Origin of the sequence: Rhizobium sp. 3T7 (assembly GCF_020166565.1) — a bacterium.
GTDB lineage: Bacteria > Pseudomonadota > Alphaproteobacteria > Rhizobiales > Rhizobiaceae > Rhizobium.
The window spans coordinates 1-23,207 of sequence record NZ_JAIQXS010000006.1 but is presented as its reverse complement, the minus strand read 5'-3'; the positions used below and the strand labels follow the sequence as shown (position 1 = coordinate 23,207).

The window sequence follows — 23,207 nt, the reverse complement described above, 5'->3', positions numbered from 1 at the left end:
ACGGAACAGCGTTATTGATCGCTTCGTCCATCCCTGAGAAAGTTCTATAATGAACGGACGCGAGCGGTTCTGTCGGCCACAGGGTTGTGAAGAAAATCCGCCTGCCCAGGGTCGCGACGTGTAACTTGCAGGCCGTGGGAGAGCTGCTGATGAATATTCATGTCGCCAACGGCGATATCGTAACACGTGCCACCGCGATCATCGATCAGCTTAAGCATCTCGAAGGCCCGCTGCTGCCAATCCTCCATGAGATCCAGGATGAATTCGGCTATGTGCCGCAAGAGGCGCTGCCTGTCATTGCGAAGGAGCTCAATCTTTCGCGCGCAGAGGTGCACGGCGTCGTCACCTTCTATCACGACTATCGCGATCATCCCGCTGGCCGGCATGTGCTGAAACTCTGTCGCGCCGAGGCCTGCCAATCGATGGGCGGTGATGCACTGGCCGACCACGTCAAGGCGCTGCTTGGCATCGACTGGCACGCCACGACGCCGGACGGAGCGATCACCCTCGAACCTGTCTTCTGTCTCGGGCTCTGTTCGTGCTCGCCGTCCGCCATGATGGGCGGGGAGGTTCATGGTCGGGTCGATGTCGCCGATCTCGAGGCGCTGATTTCGGAGGCACGTCGATGACCGTCCGAATCTATGTTCCCCGTGATGCTGCCGCGCTGGCACTGGGTGCCGAGCGCGTTGCCAGGGCAATCTCCGAGGAGATCGCCGCTCGCGGTCTCGACGCGAAGATCGTCCGCAACGGCTCACGGGGCATGCACTGGCTGGAGCCGCTGATTGAAGTCGAAGTCGCCGGCAAGCGGATTGGCTACGGACCGATCAAGGCGAAGGACGTTGCTTCGCTCTTCGATGCCGGATTGATCGCCGGCGGCGACCACGCCCTCTGTCTTGGCGAGGTGGAGGAGCTGCCATTTCTCAAGCGTCAGACGCGCCTTACCTTCGCACGCTGCGGCATCACCGATCCCCTTTCTCTGGATGACTATGAAGCCCATGGCGGCCTTGCCGGCTTGCGCCGGGCGATTTCGATGTTGCCCGCCGACATCGTCAAGCAGGTCACCGATTCGGGCTTGCGCGGGCGCGGCGGTGCGGGTTTCCCGACAGGCATCAAGTGGAAGACGGTTCTCGATGCTCCGGGCGAGCGTAAATATATCGTCTGCAACGCCGACGAAGGCGACAGCGGCACTTTCGCCGACCGGATGATCATGGAAGGCGACCCCTTCGTGCTGATCGAAGGCATGGCAATCGCAGGCCTTGCGACCGGCGCGACCAAGGGCTTCGTCTACACCCGCTCGGAATATCCGCATGCGATCGCGGCGATGAGCCGGGCAATCGACATTGCCCGTAGCGCCGGAATTCTCGGCACCTCCGTTCTCGGCTCCGGCAAGGCCTTCGATATGGAAGTTCGCACCGGCGCGGGCGCCTATGTCTGCGGCGAGGAAACAGCGCTTCTGAACAGCCTCGAGGGCAAGCGCGGCATCGTGCGGGCCAAGCCTCCGCTGCCGGCCCACAAGGGTCTTTTCGACTGCCCGACCGTCATCAACAACGTCATTTCGCTCGCATCCGTGCCCGTGATCATGGACAAGGGATCGGCCTATTATCGCGATTTCGGCATGGGGAGGTCGCGCGGTACCATCCCGATCCAGATCGCCGGCAATGTGAAGCATGGCGGTCTCTTCGAGACGGCCTTCGGCATCTCGCTTGGCGAGTTGGTCGATGCCATCGCAGGCGGAACCGCATCCGGACGGCCGGTGAAGGCGGTCCAGGTTGGCGGTCCGCTCGGCGCATATTTCCCGCGCTCGTTGTTCGACACGCCATTCGACTATGAAGCTTTCGCGGCCAAGGATGGATTGATCGGCCATGCCGGTATCGTCGTCTTCGACGATACGGCCGACATGCTGAAACAGGCGCGGTTCGCGATGGAGTTTTGCGCCGTCGAAAGCTGCGGCAAGTGCACGCCCTGCCGGATCGGCTCGACGCGCGGCGTCGAGACGGCGGACAAGATCGCGCGTGGCATCGAGCCGGAAAAGAACCGGGAACTGCTCGCCGATCTCTGTAACACCATGAAGTTCGGGTCGCTCTGCGCGCTCGGGGGCTTTACGCCCTATCCCGTCATGAGCGCCATGACACATTTCCCGGAAGACTTCGTTCCCACACCTCTCATCGAAGCGGCGGAGTAAGACTATGCCTCTCGTCCACGAAACCGACTACGGCACGCCGGCCTCGACCTCCGAAACCATGGTGACGCTCACCATCGACGGCAACCAAGTGACGGTGCCCGAGGGGACGTCCATCATGCGCGCCTCGATGGATGCCGGCATCGAGATTCCGAAGCTCTGCGCCACCGATATGATGGAAGCCTTCGGCTCCTGCCGGCTTTGTCTGGTGGAAGTGCACGGGCGCGCCGGTATGCCGGCCTCCTGCACGACGCCGGTTGCGCCTGATATGGTGGTGTCGACGCAAACCAGCCGACTGAAGGATGTCCGCCGCGGGGTGATGGAGCTTTACATCTCCGATCATCCGCTCGACTGTCTGACCTGTGCGGCCAATGGCGATTGCGAGTTGCAGGACATGGCGGGTGCGGTCGGTCTGCGGGACGTGCGCTATGGCTATGATGGCGACAATCACGTCAAGGCGCGCAACAACGGCGATCTCAATCTCAAATGGGCGCCGAAGGACGAGTCCAACCCCTATTTCACTTTCGATCCGGCAAAGTGCATCGTCTGCTCGCGCTGCGTCCGCGCCTGCGAGGAAGTGCAGGGCACCTTTGCGCTGACCATCGAAGGCCGCGGCTTCGATTCGCGTGTTTCGGCCGGCATGCACGAGGACTTTGTATCCTCCGAGTGTGTTTCGTGCGGCGCCTGCGTCCAGGCCTGCCCGACGGCGACGCTGATCGAGAAGTCGGTGATCGAGATCGGCCAGCCGGAACACTCCGTCGTCACGACCTGCGCCTATTGCGGCGTCGGCTGTTCCTTCAAGGCGGAGATGCGCGGCGAAGAGCTGGTGCGGATGGTGCCCTGGAAGGATGGGCAGGCGAACCGCGGCCATTCCTGCGTCAAGGGCCGCTTCGCCTACGGCTATTCCAGCCACAAGGACCGCATTCTCAATCCGATGATCCGCGAGAAGATCACCGACCCCTGGCGCGAAGTGACTTGGGACGAGGCCTTCGCGCATGTCGCGTCGGAGTTCCGCCGCATCCAGTATCAGTATGGCCGCGACTCTGTCGGAGGCATCACATCGTCTCGCTGCACGAACGAAGAAACCTATTTGGTGCAGAAGCTGGTGCGCGCCGGTTTCCGCAACAACAATGTCGATACCTGCGCCCGTGTCTGCCATTCGCCGACCGGCTATGGCCTCGGCCAGGCGTTCGGTACGTCGGCGGGAACGCAGAATTTCGACAGCGTCGACAAGAGCGATGTCGTCGTCATTATCGGCGCCAATCCGACCGACGGGCATCCGGTATTCGCGTCGCGCTTGAAGAAGCGGTTGCGGCAAGGCGCCAAGCTCATCGTCATCGATCCGCGCCGCACCGATATCGTGCGCTCGCCGCATGTCGAGGCATCCTATCACCTGCCGCTGAAGCCCGGCACGAACGTCGCGATCCTGACGTCGCTTGCGCATGTGATCGTGACCGAGGGGCTGTTCAACGAAGCCTTTATCCGCGAGCGTTGTGACTGGTCCGAATTCGAGGACTGGGCAAGCTTCGTCGCCGAGCCACATCATAGCCCGGAAGCATCGCAGAAGTTCACCGGCGTTCCAGCCGATCTGGTGCGCGGCGCGGCGCGTCTCTATGCCACCGGCGGCAATGGCGCGATCTACTACGGTCTCGGCGTCACCGAACATAGCCAAGGCTCGACAACGGTCATGGCGATCGCCAACCTCGCCATGGTCACCGGCAATATCGGCCGTCCGGGTGTCGGCGTGAACCCGCTGCGCGGCCAGAACAATGTGCAGGGTTCGTGCGACATGGGCTCGTTCCCGCATGAACTGCCTGGCTATCGCCACATCTCCGACGACGCGACACGCGATATCTTTGAGAAGCTCTGGGGTGTCAAGATCAGCAATGAGCCGGGTCTGCGCATCCCGAACATGCTTGATGCTGCGGTCGATGGCACCTTCAAGGGGCTCTACGTCCAGGGTGAGGATATCCTGCAGTCCGATCCCGACACAAAGCACGTCGCCGCGGGCCTCGCCGCCATGGAATGCGTCGTCGTTCATGACCTCTTCCTGAACGAGACGGCGAACTACGCGCATGTCTTCCTGCCCGGTTCCAGCTTCCTCGAGAAGGACGGCACCTTCACCAATGCCGAGCGCCGCATCAACCGCGTTCGCAAGGTCATGAGCCCCCGCAACGGCTATGCCGATTGGGAGGTGACGCAGAAGATGGCGCAGGCCATGGGCCTTGCCTGGAACTACGCGCATCCCTCCGAGATCATGGACGAGATTGCGGCGACGACGCCGAGCTTCGCGCTCGTCTCCTATGACTATCTCGACAAGATGGGCTCCGTGCAGTGGCCCTGCAACGAGGCGCATCCAGAAGGCTCGCCGATCATGCACGTCGACGGGTTTGTCCGCGGCAAGGGCAAGTTCATCCGCACCGAATATGTTGCGACCGACGAGAGGACCGGGCCGCGCTTCCCGCTGCTGCTGACCACCGGGCGCATCCTCAGCCAGTACAATGTCGGCGCACAGACACGCCGCACGGATAACGTCGTCTGGCATCCCGAGGACCGCCTGGAGATCCATGCGCACGACGCCGAACAGCGCGGTATTCGCGATGGCGATTGGGTGAAGCTGATGAGCCGCTCGGGCGACACGACGCTGCGTGCCCTGATCACCGACCGCGTCGCGCCCGGCGTCGTCTACACGACCTTCCACCATCCGGACACGCAGGCGAACGTCATCACCACAGACTTCTCCGACTGGGCGACGAACTGCCCGGAATACAAGGTGACGGCGGTCCAGGTCTCGCCCTCCAACGGCCCGACCGACTGGCAGCGCGACTACGACGAACAGGCACGCCAGAGCCGCCGGATTGTGAGCAAGCTGGAGCCGGCGGAGTGATGATTGACCGCCCGACCCGCGTCGCCGCCAAGCGCATCGCCCGCAGCGGCGGTGTGGTCATGCCGGGCGAGCGGATCGTTCCCGAGGAGGTGCCGATCGCGTTCTCCTATGGCGGCAGCACGCATGCCGTGATGATGGGAACGCCCGGCGATCTCGAGGATTTCGCCATCGGCTTCAGCCTCACGGAAGGGATCATTTCCGATAGCGGGCAGATCGCGGGGATCGACATCGTCGAGAGTGAGAAGGGCATCGACGTCCAGATCGCTCTGGTCGACGAGATTGCTGCTGCGCTGACGGTTCGCCGCCGCAGCATGGCCGGGCCAGTCGGCTGCGGGCTCTGCGGCATCGAGTCGATCGAACAAGCCGTCCGCAAGGTTCCGGATGTGGCTGCGGTGGCACTCAAAGTGACCTATCGAGACATCGTCGAAGCGGTTTCGTTGCTGAATGGCGCACAGCCGCTGCATCGCGAGACTCGGGCGGTGCATGGCGCGGGCTTTTACCTGCCGGGCAAGGGGCTGCTTGCGGTGCGCGAGGATGTCGGCCGTCACAATGCACTCGACAAGCTTTGCGGCGCGGTAATCGCGCGACAGCAGTCCGCAGCCGACGGCATCGTTGCCGTGACCAGTCGCCTTTCCGTCGAGATGGTGCAGAAGGCGGCCATCCTCGGCAGTTCCATTCTTGTCGCCATCTCGGCGCCGACCGCCCTTGCCATTCGCACGGCCGATGAAGCGGGCATGACCCTCGTCGCTTTGGTGCGTGGCGAGGACTTCGAGATTTTCACGCATCCGCACCGCATCCAGCCAGGAAGCATTTCCGATGTCGCATGATACCCAGTCCAAACTTGTCTATATGGCCAATCAGATCGCGATCTTCTTCAAGAGCCAGCCGGAGAGTGAAGCTGCGCAGGGCGTGGCGACGCATATCAACAAATTCTGGGAGCCGCGCATGCGGCGTCAACTCTTCGAGATCCTGGAGGGTGACACCCATGGCCTCAACCCACTCGTTATCCAGGCCGCACCCTTGATCAAACGGCCAGAACCGGTAGCGAGCGCACCCAACTAGGACCACGGTGGCGAAGGCGGGCGCTGGAAGCCGACATCGACGCGTTGCCGCCTGCATCGGTCGGGCCAGTCTGCGCTACGGCTCTCCTGCGATTGTATCCGTCAACAAAAAGCCGCCTTGAGGGCGGCTTTTTATATCGCCAGGGGGCTGATATCAGGCGGCGAGATCGTCTGTCTCGCTTTCCTTAAACATCTTGGCGAGGTTTAGGAAGCAGATCATGCCGTTCTCCGAGGCGATGATGCCCTCGCAGAAGGCCCGATCGAAGGAGGCCGTGACTTCAGGGACCGGCTGAACCTGGCTGGAGGAGATCGTCAGGATGTCCGAGACGCGATCGACCAGCATGCCGATGACCATATTGTGGACTTCGGCCACGACAATGGCGCTGCGCTCGTTGGCGACCGTGCTCTTCATGCCGAGCTTGAAGGCGAGATCAATGATCGGGATTACCGAGCCGCGGAGGTTCATGACACCGATGACGTCGGCCGGCGCGTGCGGGATCGGCGTCGATGGTGCCCAGCCGCGGATTTCGCGGATCGTCGTCGTCTTAACGCAGAATTCCTGATCGTGCAGTCTGAAGGCAATGATCTCCAGCGTATCGCCGCTGAAGTTCGTGGAATTGATCGTAGCCATAAGTATTGTCCCAACCGTCAAAAGCCAGGGCAGAAGCAACCGCACCACCATTGGCGCGGATGGACTTTGCCTTCAAACCGCGCGTGCTCTTCCTGAGGAGGAGTATCGATACGGTTACTCCGGACCTTAATGGAAGAGTGTTGCCTAAATCTAAATTGAGGCAGCTGATTTTTGGCTAGGCGGAAGTGGTGCGTTGCGTCATCATTCGCGGATCGTCAAGGAGAATTGCGTCCGGTGTGATGGCGAGGATGCGCTCGAGGCCGTTTTGATCGACGTGGCCCACCGGAAAGGGCGGATATTCCGGGAGTGCGATCGAACGAGGTTGTCCAACCATGACAGCAACACGCATTCCCGCCTCACGAACGGCGTCAGACAATGCTGCTGTCGCCGACCCCTGCCACAATCTGAACCAGTCCGCTCCGGCTGCGCGTGCCGCACCAGCGCAGGCGGGATCCTCGAGAAAGGCGAGGATCGCGATGTCGTTCGACAAACGACGGGCGGCGCCGATCAGCGCAATACTACGCAGTCCAATGAGCGCGCGTCGCATGGCACCGCGCTGCGCAACGTCGGCAATGATTTGCGCAATCTGTTCCTCGTGGCTCAGTTTGATGTCCAACAGGATGCCCAAAGGGTCAGAGGCCGCCAGGGCTTCCCCAAGGGTCATTACGCTTGGCAGCAGGCTGCGCAGTGTAGCAAGATCGAGGTCCGACACGGCCCGTGGGTCATTGCAAAGTCGATAGAGATCCGAATCGTGAACGCAAACGGGGACGCTATCCCACGTCAACCGGACATCGGTCTCTATAGCGTCGGCGCCGGCAGCCGCGGCAGCCTTGAAGGCAGAGATGCTGTTTTCTGCAGCCAGCGCTGCGCCCCCGCGATGCGCTACCGCAAGCGGGAAACGGTCCGGCGTGCGTTTCCATAGGTCGATGGCCATATCTTGCAAGCGAGCTCGACTCATTCGATCGGGCTCACCCTAGGTTTCAAATTGCCGCCGCACCAGTCGTCTCTTGCGACGATCTAGCGCTAGGCAAGGGTCTTTTCGATCTGCTCCACGGCCCAGTCGACCTGGCTCTTGGTGATAACGAGCGGCGGGGCGAGGCGGATCGTGTTCAAGTGCGTGTCCTTGGCAAGCAGGCCGCGATCCTTGAGCGTGTAGCAATACTGGCGAGCGCCGCCGGCCTCCGGCACGAGCTCGACCGCCATCATCAGCCCGCGGCCGCGCACGTCCCTGATGATGTTGGAGCGGATGGAGCGCAGTCCTTCCAGGAAATAGTCGCCCATCTTTTCGGCGTTCTCGATCATGCCTTCTTCCGTCAGCACCCTCAATGCCGCGCGCGCGACGGCGCAGGCAAGCGGATTGCCGCCGAAGGTCGAGCCGTGCTGCCCTGGCTTCAAGACGCCGAGCACCTCGGAATTGGAGAGCACTGCCGAGACCGGATAAAAACCACCGGAGAGTGCCTTGCCGATCAGCGTCACGTCGGCTTCGATCCCCTCGTGCTCTTCGGCCAGCAGTTTGCCGGTGCGTCCAAGACCTGTCTGGATCTCGTCGAGGATAAGCGTCACTTTGTTTTCGGTGCAGAGTTCGCGCACGCGCTTGAAGTAGCCGCTCGGCGGGATGATGACGCCCGCCTCGCCCTGGATCGGCTCGATCAGCGCTGCGACCGTGTTCTCGTTGATCGCGGCGGCGAACGCGTCGGCATCGCCGAAGGGAACCGTCCGGAAGCCGGGCGTGTAGGGGCCAAAGCCGGTGCGCGCGTCGGGGTCCGTCGAGAAGCTGATGATGCTGAGCGTGCGGCCGTGAAAGTTGTCGGCGCAGACGATGATTTCGGCTTTGCCCTCAGGCACGCCCTTCACCTCGTAGCCCCACTTGCGCACGGCCTTGATGGCGGTTTCGACCGCTTCGGCGCCGGAGTTCATCGGCAGGATCTTGTGCGAGCCGGTCAGCGCCGCGAGTTCTTCATAAAGATGTGCGAGCTGGTCGTTGCGGAAGGCGCGGGAGGTCAGCGTCAGCTTGCCGGCCTGCTCGACCATCGCTGCCAGGATCTTGGGATGGCAGTGTCCTTGGTTCACGGCCGAATAGGCCGACAGGCAGTCGAGATACCGTTTGCCGTCCGTATCCCAGACGTAGACGCCTTCACCGCGGGTGAGGACGACATCGAGCGGTTTGTAATTGTGGGCGCCGAGGCGCTGTTCGGTGTCGATCAGGTTCTTGGAATTGCTCATGTCGGTTCTCCTCAAGCGGCGCGGGTCGGACGGTCGAAGATGCGGCGGCCAAAGAGGCTTGCCGTCAGCTCCACCAGGATCCGGGCGCTCTTGCCGCGGTCGTCGAGGAAGGGGTTCAGCTCCACGAGGTCGAGCGAGGAAACGAGGCCGCTGTCGCAGAGCATCTCCATGATGAGATGCGCCTCACGGAAGGTCGCGCCGCCGGGCACCGTCGTGCCGACGCCAGGCGCGATCTCCGGATCGAGGAAATCGACATCAAGGCTTACGTGCAGCAGGCCGTTTGCATTGGAGACCATACCAAGGATCTGACGCATCGTCGCCGCGACACCCTGTTCATCGAGCCAGCGCATGTCGAAGACATTGACCCCATGCTCCTTGATGAGCTCCCGCTCCGGCGCGTCGACCGACCGGATCCCGACCTGGAAGACGTTGCGCGGATCAACGAACGGACGTTCCTTCGGCAGGATCTCGGCAAGTTCGGCTTGGCCGCAGAAATAGGCGACCGGCATGCCATGGATGTTGCCGGAGGGCGAAGTTGCGGGCGTGTTGAAATCGGAATGGGCGTCGAGCCAGAGGACGAAGAGTGGCCGACCCTGTTGAGCCGCGTAGCGCGCCATTCCAGATACGGTGCCCATCGACAGGCTATGATCGCCGCCAAGGATCAGCGGAAATCGACCGGCGGCCGCGGCCTCATAGACACCGGCTTCGAGCGCGCGGGTAAATGCGCCGACGACACGCAGATTGTGTGCCTTCGGATGGTTCGGGAGATCGCGCGCCGGAACGACATGCACGTCGCCGGCATCGACCACATCATAGCCAAGATCGACCAGCGTCTGATCGACGCCTGCAATGCGAAGCGCGGCCGGACCCATGGCGGCACCTCTGCGTCCCGAACCCTCTTCCAGCGGTGCTCCTATGAGCGTGACCGATCTTGCCTGTGGCTGCATGCTTTTTTCTCCAGCTCGCGTTTTCGGAAGCATATTGAAATATCGGCACGGCGACAAATAGATGAAAAAATGCCAATTACGCGCTATCATTGATCAGTTTGATAAGCGCATTTCGACAAAGTGAAAGCCATGGACGATCTTGATCAGGAACTTCTCAGCGCTTTGCGACACAATGCGCGCGCTTCGGTTTCTTCGCTGGCGGCAATGACCGGTGCATCCCGTGCGACGGTCGCCGCGCGCATCGACCGGCTGGTTGCCAACGGCACCATTGCTGCATTCACCGTCCGCACCGGCCATGAAACCCGCGCGGCCGGCGTGCGCGCGATCGTCATGATCGAGGTGCTGGGCAAGCTTGCGGACAAGGTCGCCGATCAGCTTCGCGGTCTGCCGCAGGTGCGTGCGTTGCACAGCACCAACGGGAAATGGGATTTCATTGCCGAACTTGAGGACCGCGATCTCGTCTCCTTCGACGAAACGCTGCGCCGCATCCGGCTGATCAATGGCATCAATACGACAGAAACCAACATCCTGCTGAAGACCAGGAAGGCCAGCTTCTAGTATTCGTGCTCGTAGACGATACCGGCTTCACCGGCACCGTCGCCACCCGCGCCGGCGCGCAGCTTCACACCGCGGCCGACATCGAGATTGATAATCGCCTTCGCGCCGCCCTTGCCGGTGGTCTGCTGCAGTTCGAAATAGGTCCGGTCGTTGAGATAGCGGCCGACGCTGACGTTGGTGCGGCCCTTGGCATCGGTGCTGATGTCGAAATCGTCGACGCCAAGCTGGTTGCGGAGGCCCTGGAACAGCGATCCGGAACGACCGCCGGCCAACTGGGCCACGGCATCGGCGAGCTGGGCGATCTGAACCGGCGACAGTCGCGACATCGATTGCCCGAAGATCAGCTGCGCCAGAACCTCGTCCTGCGGCAGGGCTGGAGACGAAGAGAAGGTGATCGAGGGATCGGTTGCCAGCCCGGTTACATCGACTGTCAGCGTCGTGGAGCCGGAGGTCGAACTGGCTTCCATCTCAAGCGCAGGCGTCAGATCGCCGGCAAATGTTATACGGCTTCTATTGGTGAAATCGAGCCGTCGGTTCAAAATCGTCAGGCGGCCGCGCCGCATGGTGAAGCCGCCCGAAACGATCGGTTCTGCCGCCGTTCCCCTGATCGTGACGCTGCCGCCGAGTTCGGCGTCGATGCCGCGGCCACGCACGAAGATCTGTGAGGGAGCGTCCAGCTGAAGATCGAGATTGATGGTGTTGGATTTTGCACGAGCGCCCTGTTGTGTCTCGTCGCGCAACTGCGACAGAACCGCCTTGGGCGCGTTTACGTGTCTGATGTCGATCTCGCGCAGCGAGGTCGGAAGCCTCTCGGGGACGGTGATCGAAGCTCTCTCCAGCCGCAACCTGCCGTTCAGAGTGGGGTTCGCAAGCAGCGGACCGCGCAAACCGAGCGTGCCGTCAACAGTCGCCACCACCAGCGTTCCATCGACATAGACCGCCCTGTCGAGTTTAACGTCGATGTTGGCGGGGAAGTTGGAGGCCGGCTGTATCCCAATGCTGCCGGATACCGAGACGCTGCCGCCGCTGGCGAGCTGACCGGTGAGCCGCGAAATCACCGCCTCGTTGCCGTTAAAGCGGATATCCGCGGTCAGGCTGTTGATCGCCAAGTTGCGGCGGACATCGACGATCCGTGCACCACTGGTCGTCACCGTGCCGTTGATGGACGGCGCGGTGGCGGTTCCACTGATCTGCAGATTGAGACTGGCGGTGCCCTCGGCAACGAAGCCCTGGGCGGCAAGCTGCGCACCGAGCACGGCGAATGGCAGATTGCCGGAAAAGCGCATATCGAGCGCGCGATTGCCCGTAATCGTAACGCTGCCGCCGCCCCGCAGGGAGAATCCGCTGTCGCCGGCCAGATTGGTATCGATCGTCAGCCGGTCGTCTTTCAGCCTTCCGTTTGCAGTGATGCTCAACGGCGATAGTCCGGCGCTTCTGGTTTGGCTGGTGGCAGCACCCCTCCAGTCGAGGTTGAAGTCTACAGCCGGCAAAGGCAGCTTGCCCGATACCTTGACCGAGCCCGAAATGTTGCCCTCGGCGGCCAGCCCGGGCACGAATGCGTTAGCAAGGCCAGCAGGCAGGTTGGAGATATCGGCATCTACGGCCAGCGATTGGGCATTCTGCCCAGCGATGACGAAGTTGCCCCCGGCCTTCATCGACACGCCGTTGCCGCTCAAATTCGTCGTGAAATCGAGCCTGCCATCCACTAGCCTTCCGTTCGCGTTCGCCGAAAGCGGCCGGATACCGGATGCCCTCGTCTGCGTCGTTGCGGCGTCTTTCCAGTCCAGCTTGAAATCGATGATCGGGCTGTTCGGCGTCCCTGAGGTCTTCGCGGTGCCTGATATCGTTCCTCCCGCGCCGAGGTTCGGGACGAAGCCATTGGCGAGGCTTGCAGGTAGATCCACAATGTCGGCGTCGACCGAGAGGCCCTGGACGCTGGCGCCTTGCAGGTTCGCCGTGCCCTTCGCTTTCAGCAGGGTACTGCGACTGCTGTTCAGCGTCGCGTCAAAGGAAATCTTGTTGTCGGCAAGGTTGCCGGCAGCGCTCAGCCGAAGACCGGAAAGGCCGGCAGCCTTCGTCTGACGGGTTCCAGCGTTGTTCCAGTCGAGCTTGAAATCGACGGCAGGAATCGGGAGCGAGCCAGAGGCTGTCGCCGTGCCCGAGATCGTCCCTTCGGCACCGAGATCAGGCATGAAATTGTTGACCAGCGCGGCGGGAAGGTTGCTGAGCGTCGCATCTGCCTGCAGACCCTTCACGACCGTTCCCTCAACCGTAAGCTTGCCCTTCGCCTTCAGGGCAGAGCCGCCATCGCCGTCGAGATTCGTCTCGAAATTGAGTGTGTCTTTCGCGAATGTGCCCTTGGCGCCGAGTGCGAGGGCAGAGAGGCGTGCCGCCTTCGTCTGGGTGGTTGCGAGGTCCTTCCAGGTGAGGTCGAAGCTTGCCGTCGGCTGCTGGAGCGTTCCGGAAGCGGATGCCCTACCGGAGATCGTGCCACTGGCGCCAAGGTTGGGAACGAAGGCGTTTGCCAGGCTCGCGGGAACGTTCAGTATCGTGACATCGGCTGTGAGGTCCTCGATTTTCGTTCCCGCCAGCGAGACGTTGCCGGACGCGTTCAACGCCACACCGCCGTTCGCCGTAAGGTCGCTCTGGACGGTCAACTTTTCATCTGCGAAGTTTCCCTTTGCCGTCAACCTGATGCCGGCTAGGCGGGCTGCTTGGGTATGGCTGGTTGCTGCATCCTTCCAAGCGAGATCGAAGGTTGCTGTCGGCGTCGGCAACTTGCCCGAGGCCGATATCGTTCCCGATATCATGCCTTCCGCAGCAAGATTCGGGACAAAGCTGTTGGCGAGTGCCGCCGGAATATTGGCAAGCTGGCCGTCGAGTTTCAGCGTCTGAGCGTCGGCGCCAGCAACGACGAAATTGCCCGTCGCCTCCAGCGACATACCGCCGCTACCGCGTGCGTCAGCGTCGAAGTTGAGAATATTGTCCTTGAGGTTGCCGCTCGCCGTCAGCCCAAGCGACGAGAGCTTGGCACTTCTGGTCTGGCTCGTTGCGGCGTTCTTCCAATTCAGTTTGAAGTCGAGCGCAGGGGCAGGCAGCTTTCCGGCTGCCCTTACGTTGCCGGAGATCGAGCCTTCCGCGGCAAGATCAGGAACAAATGCATTCGCCAATCCGGCCGGGATGTTGACGATATCGGCATCGACTTTCAGCGACTGCGCATTCGGGCCGCCGGTCACGACACTGCCGCCGGCCTTCAGCGATACGCCGCCCTTGCCAGTGAGGTTCGTTTGAAAATCGAGCGTGTTGTTGGCAAAGGTCCCGTTTGCACCGATCGCCAGCGGCGACAGGCCGGCGCCTTTTGTCTGGCTGGTGGCGGCATCCTTCCAATCCAGATCAAAGTTGGCAATCGGCGCCGCCGGCGTGCCAGTCACGGCAACCTTGCCCGAGATCGTGCCTGCGGCATCGAGCTTCGGGACAAAACTATTGGCAAGGCTTGCGGGCAGATCCCGTATGTCAGCCTTGATATCGAGGGTTTCGCCGACGGTGCCGGTCACGTGAACCGAGCCGTCGCCGGTCGTCAACTCCATCGCGCTCAGCGTTACGGTACCGCCACTGATTGACACCTCCGACGGTGATGCGAGCTCCACTGGAATGTTGCGCGGCTTCACCGAGAAACGGTCGAGGCGAAGCAGCGTTGTGCCGGCGTTCAGCTCAACATTGCCAGATGCGACCAAGGGATTGGCATCGTAGGTGGCGCCGAGATCGAAGTTTGTCCGGTTCTGTTGCTGGGCGAAATTCAGCGCCAGTTTTTCGGCTTTGTTAGCACCGAAGGCAAGCTCTTCTGCCTTGATCGTGCCGTTGGCGGCAAAGGCCTTAAGGTCACTGACAGAAACGTTGATGTCGGGTTTGACGACGGCAAATGTGTCGCGGTTCAAGCCGTTGCCGGAAGCGACAATCTTGAGGGCAATCTTGCCGTTGTCGTTGGCAATATCGACGGAGCCCTTCAGGTCACCTTCCGCTTTCTGACCGGCAAGCGCAGCGAGAAGGCCGAGGTCCGGAAAGTCGAACGTCGCCTGTCCGGTCGGCTGGAAAGCAGAAGATAGTTCGACGTGGCCTGTCAGGCGGTTATTGCCGACGTCGGCGGCGATCGAAGGAAGCCGCACTTTCCCGTCCACCACTTGAACGGCGGTGCCGGCATTGATTAGCTGCTCGTCGATCGTGCCCTTGACGGTAATCTCCGCCTGTGGCGCCTTCGGGTCCGCCGTTCCGGAAACGTTAATGTCGAGCTGTTTGACTTGCCGGCCCGCCATCACGAGTGATGGGCCCTTGATATCAGCTGCCACGGCGAGAGCGGAGACATTGCCTTTTGCGCTCAGCTGGTAGGTCAGCTCGCCTGTCGCGCCTTCAAGTAGCGCCTGAACATTTGGAACGCGACCGGAGAGATTGGCATCGAGCGTGTCCTCGTCGAGCACCACGCCGCCTGTAGCCTCAAGAGCGTTCGACTTGATGGAGAGGTTCGAGACATTGAACTTCGAGGGAACCGTTCCTGCAATCTGGCCCTCGATCACAATCGGTGAATTGAAACGCGTTGCGACCGCAGGCGGCAGCGCCGCAGGTTGGACAGTCAGCTTGACGTTGCCGGTCAGCGAGCCGGCGCTCAATTTGTAGGAACCGTTGAGGTTTGCGTTCGTAGCTGCGCTTTCGATCGTCGCGCCGTTGAAGCCAAGCGCATCGGCCGAGATTTGCAGCGGTAGCGTTACCGTGACGGGGCCTTGAATTGCCCGGTTGATGTCGGGATTGACGAACGACGTGTCACCTGCAGCGAGTGTAATCTGAACGCTTCCCGAGCGGCCTGCGAGATTGAAGTTGTCGCTCTTTGCCGTCAGCTTCACGTTGCCCATCGTCCCCTGTGGCAGCACGGCGGAATCGAGCGAAGCGCTCGCATTGAGGCGGGAGGCCTTGGCATCGCCCGTCAACGAAAGATTGACGCCGGAGATCAGGAAGCGGGCTTCGCCTTCGGCCAACGGCCAGCGGAAATCGACCGGGCCTGACGTTCCCAACAGATTGGCGTTCAGGCTGTTCTTGCCCTTCGGATCCAGGGTGCCCGATGCAGCGATCACTACGGCGCCGGTTGCCAAATTGCCGGTCTGGATATCGATCTTGCCTCTGTTGTCGAAGTTGGCGGCGACATCGATGTTCGTCTGGCCCGCAAAGAGGGGGCGGAAGGCCGCCGGCAGCAGGGAGCTGAGGTCGCCGCCGCCCCTGAGGTCAAGGTGATGGAGGCTCTCCGGTGTCAGCGTGTGGCGTGCTTCGATCGAGGCGCGTTGCTGTCCGTCGAGAGCGGCCTGGAGTTGGCCGCGCCAATCCGAAATCGGTCCGTCTCCCGTCAGGCCGATTTCGACGGCTGGGTTGCCGGGCAGTGCCAGCAGGCCCGCGAGCAGCCCACCCTTCGGTTCCGTCAGCTTCGCCTTCAGCCGCAACTGATTGCGATCCGGCATGAAAGCAACATCGGCGATCAGCTTTGCATCCGGAGCATCGTGACGGTGGACGTTGATCGACGCATTCCCGCCTTCGTTGTCGGCGCGCACGCTGCCGTCCGCTGCAAGCGAAAAGGCCCGCCCGATCAGCGGCTGGGCGAGGTTGATCTCCGGCAAGGCGATCTTGTCGATGTCGATCTTGATCGGCAGCGAAGAACCACTGTCGGCTTCGCCTGCCGCAGCCGGATGCGAGGGGAGCGTGCGGACGGGCTGCCGCAGCACGTGGATTGCCGCGGCCTCGACGCTTCTGGCGTGGAACCTGCCGGTGAGGAGCGCCAGGGGATTCCAGTTTATGGCAAGGCCGTCGATCTGAGCGAAGACGCCCTTTGTGTCGGACAGCACGATCTGGCTGGCACGCAGCCCGCCGGTCAGCAGCCCCTCTGGGTCCTGAACCTTGATGGTCATATCCCGGTTGGAGAGGCTCGAGGCGACCCTGTCGGTGACGATGCGTGCACCGAAGGATGTGAAGCCGAAGACACCGATGGCGATGGCAAGCAGGACCAGGGCGGCCCCAGCGCAATAGCCGAGCAGCCGCACGATCCAATTCAAGATTTTCGCCAGTGTCTGCATGGTCGCGGACATTACTCCGTTTCTATGGCGGCTCAAGGCGCACGAGCGCAGTGAGCCGCGAGTGTGTTAGAATGACTGACCGATGCCGGCATAGATGCCGTAATCTGTGCCATCCTCGTACTTGTTGAGCGGTACCGCAAAATCAAGCCGCAGCGGACCAAACGGCGTTGCATAGCGGATGCCGATGCCCGCACCGGCCCGAATGTCGGAAAAATCGGGCGCTATGTCGGCTGAAACCGTCCCGACGTCGATGAATGGCACGATGCCGATCGTATCCGTGATCTTCACTCGGGTTTCGAACGAGGCAGTGACATAAGAGGCGCCACCAGTCTCCTCATTGTCGGCGTTACGCGGCGAGATTTCCTGGTAGCCGTAGCCGCGAACCGAACCACCGCCGCCGGCAAAGAATCGACGTGTGGCAGGAATATTCTGGAGATCGTCTGCCCCCAGAAGAAAGCCTGCGGAAAGCTTTCCGGCGAGAACGATGCGGTCTTCCGCTCCCAGGCCCTGATATCCGGTAATCGAGCCCTCGAAACCGGAGAAGAAGGTTCCATTGTAGGCCTCGTAGCTCGGCGTCGCTTTCAGCATCGCCCGATAGCCTTCGGTCGGATCGAACTTGTTGTCCCGCGCATCGCGGTCATACTGAAACGGCAACGAGAAGGTCAGGTAGCTGTTCTTGCCGAAGGCATCGTCATCGCGTTCCCAACTTACCTCACCGGAGCCTGTGATCGTATCCAGATCGGATAGCTCGTAAGAGAGCCCGAGAGAGGCGGTGACGAGCTTTGCGGTGTAGGCGTCGGGGTTCTGAGTCTTGGCCAGGATGCTCGCCCGCAAAGTCGCGGCCGGAGAGAAAGCGCCAGGTTTGGTGAAGGCGACACCGGCGGAATAGTCGAGATCGCCGATATTGGTCGTTTCGCCCAATCGGCCCACTGACCCTTCGATGCGCAGCGCTTCGGCTTCTCCGAAGAGATTGCGATGACCCCAATAACCGTTGACGCCGAAGCCGTCCGTTGTCGAATACTGGGCGCCGACGCCGAGGTAGCGCTGCTTGCCTTCCGACACTTCGATCGTCATCGGCAATGTTCCGTCCGGCGCCAGTGCGTCTGCCTCGTGGATGGTGACGCTGGAGAAGACGCCCAATGCGCGTAGCCGGTCTCCCGCCTTCCTCAAGGTCTCCGGCGAATACTGTTCACCCCTGTTCAGCCTTGAATAGCGCTGGATGAAGCCCGGTCGAACGGTTTTTTCGCCGCTGACGCCGACGTCGCCGATCGGCGCGACCGGACCGCCTTCGGCGGCGAGCACAATGCTGACTGTGTTCGTTCTGTGGTCGGCTATGACTTTGCGGGTCGTCAACTTGGCCAGCGGACGGCCTTCGCTTTTCAGCTGTTCGACGATCTTGTCGCCAGCCTTGATAATAGTCAGCGAACCGGCCGTTTCACCTGGAGCAAGATCGTAATCTGCCGGATCGCGGCGTGCGGCGTCCCCGCCGAATTGCACTTCATGGACCTTGAAGACAGGGCCTGCGGCGACATTGATCGTCACAGGGACGGGGCGTGAGCGATTGAAGGTCGGATTGGGCGGGAGGGCGTCGATATCGCGGCCATCGACCCTGATCGTCACCACGCCGCCGTAGCGGGCCTTCTCGAAGAGAGCGGCGATCAGCCGCTCGCGGTCGTCCCTGGCCTTGACAACGACGCCCAGGTCGCCGGAGACAGGCCGGTCCTTGTCGCCGACGAGACGGGAACTGTTTTCCAGTGCTTCCTTGAGATCGGCATCGTTGCTGTCGGTCGTCAGCGTCACGTCGTAACGAACCGGATCCGGTATCTGGTCGCTGGCCGATTCGTCGTCCTTGCCCCACAAAGTGATGCCGAAAAGCTTGAAGGCGAAAGCCTCCGAGATGAGCGCTGGCGAAAACGCGAACGCAGCCGCGACGACCAACATGGTGCCTGCGCGCCGATACGCTATACCCGGTTTCGGTGCCGTCCCTCTAGTTTGCATCCGCCGCTTTTGGTTACACTGGAATTAAGCTTCGCGCCCCCCGGCCGGCGGCAACCTTAGCGGCAAATTTCCTCGGCGTGTACCGTTTTAAATCGCTTAAGCACTGAAATGGTGGAAAAAATGAGAAATCCCGGGCTGCGAACCCGGGATTTCGGGATGATTTTGCGTCGGCTCAATAGCCGCCGCGGCAATCGTCGATGTAGCGGCGACCGTACTCGTCGCGATAGTAGCACTGTCCCGGCTGCTCAGCGACACGACCGATAAGGGCGCCCGAAACGCCGCCAATAGCCGCACCGACGGCGGCTCCGCGAACATTTCCCGTCACCGCACCCCCGATGATCGCGCCGGATGCTGCACCGATGCCGGCGCCCTGCTGTGTCGGCGTGCAACTTGCGATCGAAAGTCCAATCAAAGCGAATATGGCAATCTTCTTAATCAAATTCTTCTCCTAGGTTGGTCGCCCTCAAAGAGCGGTGGCCGTCCCTGATTCTTGTTTTTGTCATGCTAATCGTCAAACTGTGGCGCAAAAAGAGCAACCGTCCTTTCGACGTTTGGTTTTTCGCACAATTGGCGTTGCAACTTCCGCCTAAATTCGGCGCAACCGAACGCGCCGAATTTAATTAGCCTCCCTAAAGTAGTGGTTGATCCCAAAGCGAAAAAGTCAAATGATACCCTTCGTGCCTGGAGGAGGCGCGAGGAGGAAATCATGGCGAAAGTGAAACTGACGGTGAACGGCCGGGCAGTGAGTGGCGACTGTGAAGAGCGCACGCTTCTTGTCCATTTTATTCGCGAAAAACTCGGTCTGACGGGAACGCACGTCGGCTGTGATACCAACCAATGCGGTGCTTGTGTCGTTCACATGGATGGCAAGTCGGTGAAGAGTTGCTCGATCCTTGCCGTCCAGGCGTCGGGGTCGACGATCACCACCATCGAGGGGCTTGCCAGCAACGGCGAATTGCATCCTGTCCAGGCCGCCTTCAAGGAGCATCACGCCCTGCAATGCGGCTTCTGCACGCCTGGTATGGTGATGACGGCCGTCGACATGATCTCGCGTCACGGCGGTCACCTGGACGAGGAGACGGTTCGCCACGAGCTCGACGGCAATATCTGTCGATGCACCGGCTACCACAACATCGTCAAAGCCGTCCTGTCTGCCAACGAGCAGATGCATGGCGCTGCCAAGCAGGCGGCCGAATAGCTCTCAGGAATTGTCTGGCTGACTGCCGAACACGATTCTCTTTGGCGGAATGCCAGGCCCGAAACCCCATTGGGAGGACATCATGGGTGTTGAAGGAATTGGTGCACGCGTCGCACGAAAGGAAGACAAGCGGTTCCTGACCGGCAAGGGCCGTTATACGGACGACATGGTCGTGCCGGGCATGAAATTCGCCTGTTTCATCCGCAGTCCGCATGCACACGCCAAAATCAACGGGATCGATACAGCCTCCGCCAAGGCCATGCCCGGCGTTATCGACGTGCTCGACGGCAAGCAGTTGCTCGCCGACGGGATTGGCAACCTCATTTGCGGCTGGATGATCCATTCAAAGGATGGTTCGCCGATGAAGATGGGGGCCTGGCGCCCGCTGGCAGTGGAGACCGTCCGCTATGTCGGCGATGCCGTTGCCGTGGTTGTCGCCGATTCCCTTGCGGAGGCACGGGATGCCGCAGAAGCCGTCGTCGTCGACTATGAGGAATTGCCCGTTGTCGTCGAGGCGGTCGAGGCGCTGAAATTGGGGGCGCCGCAGCTTCACCCGGAAGCTCAGAACAATCTGATCTTCGATTGGGAACTTGGCGATGGCGCCGCAACCGACAAGGCTATTTCCGAAGCGGCACACGTCACCGAGATCGAGATTCACAACAACCGCCTGTCGCCCAATGCGATGGAGCCCCGCGCTGCGCTCGGGATCTACGACGCCGCCGAAGATCACTATACCTGCTACACCACCAGCCAGAACCCGCATGTCGCGCGCCTCGTGATGAGCGCGTTCTACAATGTCGCGCCTGAGAACAAGCTGCGGGTGATCGCCCCCGATGTCGGCGGCGGATTTGGATCGAAGATCTACATCTATCCAGAAGAGATCGTCTGTCTCTGGGCTTCCAAGAAAACGGGCGTGCCGGTGAAGTGGAATTCCGATCGCACGGAGGCCTTCCTGACGGACGCACATGGCCGCGATCACGTGTCGAAGGTGAAAATGGCCTTTGACAGCGACAACCGCATCATCGGGCTGAAGGTCGACACCATCTGCAATCTCGGCGCCTATATGTCGCTCTTTTCGTCGGCGGTTCCGACCTATCTCTACGCGACCCTGCTGTCCGGCCAGTACGATATTCCGGCGATCCATGCCAATGTGCGTACGGTCTATACCAACACCGCACCGGTTGACGCCTATCGCGGTGCCGGCCGGCCGGAGGCGACCTTCCTGCTCGAGCGGACGATGGAAACGGCCGCACGCGAGCTCGGCATCTCACCGGCCGAGCTGCGGCGGAAGAACTTCATCCGCTCCTTCCCGCATCAGACGCCTGTCATCATGAATTATGACGCCGGTGATTACGAAGCATCCCTCAATGCTGCGATGCAGGCCGCCGACTGGAACGGCTTCCAGGCGCGCAAGAGCGAAGCGGCGAGCCGTGGGATGAAACGCGGTCTCGGCATGAGCTGTTACATCGAGGCGTGCGGAATTGCCCCCTCCCAGGCGGTCGGCTCACTTGGTGCCGGTGTCGGCCTGTGGGAATCGGCCGAGGTGCGGGTCAATGCGGTCGGCACGATCGAAGTGCTCACCGGGTCCCACAGCCACGGCCAGGGGCATGAGACGACCTTCGCGCAGCTCGTGTCGGATCGTCTCGGCGTTCCCCTGGAGAGCGTGTCGATCGTGCATGGCGACACCGACAAGGTGCAGATGGGCATGGGCACCTACGGCTCACGTTCAGGCGCCGTCGGTATGTCTGCCGTGGTCAAGGCGCTCGATAAGGTCGAAGCCAAGGCCAAGAAGATTGCCGCCCATCTGATGGAGGCCGACGAGGGCGATATCGTCATCGAAAACGGCGAGGTCAAAGTTGCCGGTACCGACAAGAGCCTCCCGTGGTTCCAGGTGGCGCTTGCTGCCTATACCGCGCACAATCTGCCGGGCGGCATGGAGCCGGGGCTGAAGGAGACCGCCTTCTACGACCCGTCCAATTTCACCTTCCCGGCCGGCTGCTACATTTGTGAAGTCGAAGTCGATCCGGAAACGGGCAAGACGGAGATCATCCAGTTCGTCGCAGCGGACGATTTCGGCAACATCATCAACCCGATGATCGTCGAGGGGCAGGTGCATGGCGGTATCGCACAGGGCATCGGTCAGGCCCTGCTCGAGGCCGTGCATTATGACGAGAACGGCCAGCTGTTGACGGCAAGTTTCATGGATTACGCAATGCCGCGCGCCGACGACTTGCCGTCGTTCAAGGTCTCGCATCAGGTGACGCCGTCCCCGAGCAACCCGCTCGGCATCAAGGGGTGCGGCGAGGCCGGCGCGATCGGGTCTCCCCCAGCACTCATCAATGCCATTACCGATGCCATCGGCAACAACATGCTGACGATGCCGGCCACACCGCAGAAGGTGTGGATGGCGGCGCGTGCGGTTCATTGAGGAGGAACGACGATGTATCAGACCAACTATCACCGCGCGTCCTCGGTCGATGAAGCCGTCAGGATGATTTCGGGAACGTCGGAAGGCAAGTATGTTTCCGGCGGCATGACACTGATCCCGACGATGAAGCAACGCCTCGCCGCGCCTAGCGACCTCGTCGATCTCAGGCATATTCCGGCGATGCAGGGCATCAAAGTCGATAGTCGCAAGGTGACCATCGGGGCGGCGACGCCGCATGCAGAAGTCGCCGCGTCGGCGGCTCTGCGTGCGATCTGTCCCGCGATCTGCGACCTTGCCGGTACGATCGGCGATCCGCATGTCCGCCACATGGGCACAATCGGCGGTTCGATCGCCAACAACGACCCTGCGGCCGACTACCCCTCCGCCATGTTGGCGTTGAATGCCCACATCATCACCAACAAGCGTGAGATCCCCGCCGATGACTTCTTCACCGGTCTGTTCGAGACGGCATTGGAGGATGGCGAACTGGTGACGGCGATAAGCTTCGAGGCACCCGACAAGGCCGGCTACGCGAAGTTTCCAAATCCGGCGTCGCGCTACGCGATGACGGGGGTCTTCGTTGCCAAAGGGGCCGGCGGCGCGCGGGTTGCCGTCACGGGGGCCGGATCGAACGGCGTCTTTCGCGAGACCGCCATGGAAGCCGCACTCAACGCCAACTGGTCTCCGGGCTCTGTGGCAGGCGTCGATGTCAATCCTGCCGGGCTGATGTCGGATCTGCATGCCAGCGCGGAATACCGCGCCAACCTGATCAAAGTGATGGCCAAACGCGCTGTCGCCGAGGCAGGCTGACGAACCAGTCTAATCGCGAGGCATTGCTGCCTCGCGATTCTTCGCTGCGTCTGGTCAAAACCAGCTTTTTCGAATTAAAATAATTCGAGACTATGGGCCTTTTGCCGCAGTTGATGGTAAAGCGGAGGGGAGGGGGTTGACGTGCGCGCGTCCGTTGGCAAAAAACGCTCGCACGATACT

16 protein-coding genes are annotated in these 23,207 nt (G+C 61.4%); 9 read left to right on the top strand and 7 right to left on the bottom strand.

The features are described from left to right. Window positions 1-149 precede the first annotated feature (149 nt). The 5 genes from K9B32_RS10800 to K9B32_RS10780 are packed head-to-tail and all read left to right on the top strand — an operon-like array spanning window position 150 to window position 6,128. The gene (locus K9B32_RS10800; RefSeq protein WP_224561878.1) at window positions 150-629 is read left to right on the top strand and encodes a formate dehydrogenase subunit gamma; all 480 of its coding nucleotides are present in this window, start codon (window positions 150-152) and stop codon (window positions 627-629) included. Next, window positions 626-2,182 (top strand): formate dehydrogenase beta subunit, encoded by a 1,557-nt coding sequence (locus K9B32_RS10795; protein WP_224561877.1) that lies wholly within the window; start codon window positions 626-628, stop codon window positions 2,180-2,182. The genes K9B32_RS10800 and K9B32_RS10795 overlap by 4 nt, the downstream gene beginning before the upstream one ends. 4 nt (window positions 2,183-2,186) lie before the next feature. After that, on the top strand, window positions 2,187-5,066 hold the full coding sequence (gene fdhF, locus K9B32_RS10790; RefSeq protein ID WP_224561876.1) for a formate dehydrogenase subunit alpha: 2,880 nt from the start codon (window positions 2,187-2,189) through the stop codon (window positions 5,064-5,066). Continuing rightward, window positions 5,066-5,893 carry a formate dehydrogenase accessory sulfurtransferase FdhD gene (gene fdhD / locus K9B32_RS10785; protein ID WP_224562254.1) on the top strand — a complete coding sequence of 276 codons (828 nt, stop codon included), beginning with the start codon at window positions 5,066-5,068 and terminating at the stop codon, window positions 5,891-5,893. The genes fdhF and fdhD overlap by 1 nt, the downstream gene beginning before the upstream one ends. Then, on the top strand, window positions 5,883-6,128 hold the full coding sequence (locus K9B32_RS10780) for a formate dehydrogenase subunit delta (protein WP_224561875.1): 246 nt from the start codon (window positions 5,883-5,885) through the stop codon (window positions 6,126-6,128). Before fdhD ends, K9B32_RS10780 begins: the two co-directional genes overlap by 11 nt. A gap of 153 nt (window positions 6,129-6,281) precedes the next feature. On the opposite strand, the gene K9B32_RS10775 is transcribed toward K9B32_RS10780, so the two are convergent. From K9B32_RS10775 to rocF, 4 genes are all read right to left on the bottom strand, one after another. Then, complete coding sequence (locus tag K9B32_RS10775) at window positions 6,282-6,758, bottom strand: chemotaxis protein CheW (protein ID WP_007796914.1); 477 nt, start codon at window positions 6,756-6,758, stop codon at window positions 6,282-6,284. A 175-nt stretch (window positions 6,759-6,933) separates the two neighbouring features. Next, complete coding sequence (locus tag K9B32_RS10770; RefSeq protein WP_224562252.1) at window positions 6,934-7,692, bottom strand: glycerophosphodiester phosphodiesterase; 759 nt, start codon at window positions 7,690-7,692, stop codon at window positions 6,934-6,936. Window positions 7,693-7,781: 89 nt separating this feature from the next. After that, window positions 7,782-8,981, bottom strand: a complete 1,200-nt coding sequence (gene rocD / locus K9B32_RS10765; RefSeq protein WP_224561874.1) for an ornithine--oxo-acid transaminase — start codon at window positions 8,979-8,981, stop codon at window positions 7,782-7,784. A gap of 11 nt (window positions 8,982-8,992) precedes the next feature. Then, window positions 8,993-9,928: an arginase gene (gene rocF / locus K9B32_RS10760; RefSeq protein WP_224561873.1), complete on the bottom strand. Its 936-nt coding sequence runs from the start codon at window positions 9,926-9,928 to the stop codon at window positions 8,993-8,995. A gap of 129 nt (window positions 9,929-10,057) precedes the next feature. Here rocF and K9B32_RS10755 point away from each other — a divergent pair, with 129 nt between their 5' ends. After that, the gene (locus tag K9B32_RS10755) at window positions 10,058-10,486 is read left to right on the top strand and encodes an Lrp/AsnC family transcriptional regulator (RefSeq protein ID WP_007796901.1); all 429 of its coding nucleotides are present in this window, start codon (window positions 10,058-10,060) and stop codon (window positions 10,484-10,486) included. On the opposite strand, the gene K9B32_RS10750 is transcribed toward K9B32_RS10755, so the two are convergent. From K9B32_RS10750 to K9B32_RS10740, 3 genes are all read right to left on the bottom strand, one after another. Further along, complete coding sequence (locus tag K9B32_RS10750) at window positions 10,483-16,593, bottom strand: translocation/assembly module TamB domain-containing protein (protein ID WP_224562249.1); 6,111 nt, start codon at window positions 16,591-16,593, stop codon at window positions 10,483-10,485. The genes K9B32_RS10755 and K9B32_RS10750 overlap by 4 nt on opposite strands. 66 nt (window positions 16,594-16,659) lie before the next feature. Next, window positions 16,660-18,591, bottom strand: coding sequence for an autotransporter assembly complex protein TamA (locus tag K9B32_RS10745; RefSeq protein ID WP_224561872.1), 1,932 nt, complete (start codon window positions 18,589-18,591; stop codon window positions 16,660-16,662). A 172-nt stretch (window positions 18,592-18,763) separates the two neighbouring features. Continuing rightward, window positions 18,764-19,027, bottom strand: coding sequence for a YMGG-like glycine zipper-containing protein (locus K9B32_RS10740; RefSeq protein ID WP_224562247.1), 264 nt, complete (start codon window positions 19,025-19,027; stop codon window positions 18,764-18,766). A 270-nt stretch (window positions 19,028-19,297) separates the two neighbouring features. Here K9B32_RS10740 and K9B32_RS10735 point away from each other — a divergent pair, with 270 nt between their 5' ends. The 3 genes from K9B32_RS10735 to K9B32_RS10725 all read left to right on the top strand — a co-directional run bounded on the left by K9B32_RS10735 (window position 19,298) and on the right by K9B32_RS10725 (window position 23,027). Next, window positions 19,298-19,789: a (2Fe-2S)-binding protein gene (locus K9B32_RS10735; RefSeq protein ID WP_224561871.1), complete on the top strand. Its 492-nt coding sequence runs from the start codon at window positions 19,298-19,300 to the stop codon at window positions 19,787-19,789. An 82-nt stretch (window positions 19,790-19,871) separates the two neighbouring features. Further along, window positions 19,872-22,217: a xanthine dehydrogenase family protein molybdopterin-binding subunit gene (locus K9B32_RS10730; RefSeq protein WP_224561870.1), complete on the top strand. Its 2,346-nt coding sequence runs from the start codon at window positions 19,872-19,874 to the stop codon at window positions 22,215-22,217. A 12-nt stretch (window positions 22,218-22,229) separates the two neighbouring features. Beyond that, window positions 22,230-23,027 carry an FAD binding domain-containing protein gene (locus K9B32_RS10725; protein WP_224561869.1) on the top strand — a complete coding sequence of 266 codons (798 nt, stop codon included), beginning with the start codon at window positions 22,230-22,232 and terminating at the stop codon, window positions 23,025-23,027. Window positions 23,028-23,207: the final 180 nt, after the last annotated feature.

Coding starts and splice junctions, on each gene's coding strand:
- K9B32_RS10800 (WP_224561878.1), top strand. CDS start 150: ATGAATATTCATGTCGCCAACGGCGATATCGTAACACGTGCCACCGCG.
- K9B32_RS10795 (WP_224561877.1), top strand. CDS start 626: ATGACCGTCCGAATCTATGTTCCCCGTGATGCTGCCGCGCTGGCACTG.
- fdhF (WP_224561876.1), top strand. CDS start 2,187: ATGCCTCTCGTCCACGAAACCGACTACGGCACGCCGGCCTCGACCTCC.
- fdhD (WP_224562254.1), top strand. CDS start 5,066: ATGATTGACCGCCCGACCCGCGTCGCCGCCAAGCGCATCGCCCGCAGC.
- K9B32_RS10780 (WP_224561875.1), top strand. CDS start 5,883: ATGTCGCATGATACCCAGTCCAAACTTGTCTATATGGCCAATCAGATC.
- K9B32_RS10775 (WP_007796914.1), bottom strand. CDS start 6,758: ATGGCTACGATCAATTCCACGAACTTCAGCGGCGATACGCTGGAGATC.
- K9B32_RS10770 (WP_224562252.1), bottom strand. CDS start 7,692: ATGGCCATCGACCTATGGAAACGCACGCCGGACCGTTTCCCGCTTGCG.
- rocD (WP_224561874.1), bottom strand. CDS start 8,981: ATGAGCAATTCCAAGAACCTGATCGACACCGAACAGCGCCTCGGCGCC.
- rocF (WP_224561873.1), bottom strand. CDS start 9,928: ATGCAGCCACAGGCAAGATCGGTCACGCTCATAGGAGCACCGCTGGAA.
- K9B32_RS10755 (WP_007796901.1), top strand. CDS start 10,058: ATGGACGATCTTGATCAGGAACTTCTCAGCGCTTTGCGACACAATGCG.
- K9B32_RS10750 (WP_224562249.1), bottom strand. CDS start 16,593: ATGCAGACACTGGCGAAAATCTTGAATTGGATCGTGCGGCTGCTCGGC.
- K9B32_RS10745 (WP_224561872.1), bottom strand. CDS start 18,591: ATGCAAACTAGAGGGACGGCACCGAAACCGGGTATAGCGTATCGGCGC.
- K9B32_RS10735 (WP_224561871.1), top strand. CDS start 19,298: ATGGCGAAAGTGAAACTGACGGTGAACGGCCGGGCAGTGAGTGGCGAC.
- K9B32_RS10730 (WP_224561870.1), top strand. CDS start 19,872: ATGGGTGTTGAAGGAATTGGTGCACGCGTCGCACGAAAGGAAGACAAG.
- K9B32_RS10725 (WP_224561869.1), top strand. CDS start 22,230: ATGTATCAGACCAACTATCACCGCGCGTCCTCGGTCGATGAAGCCGTC.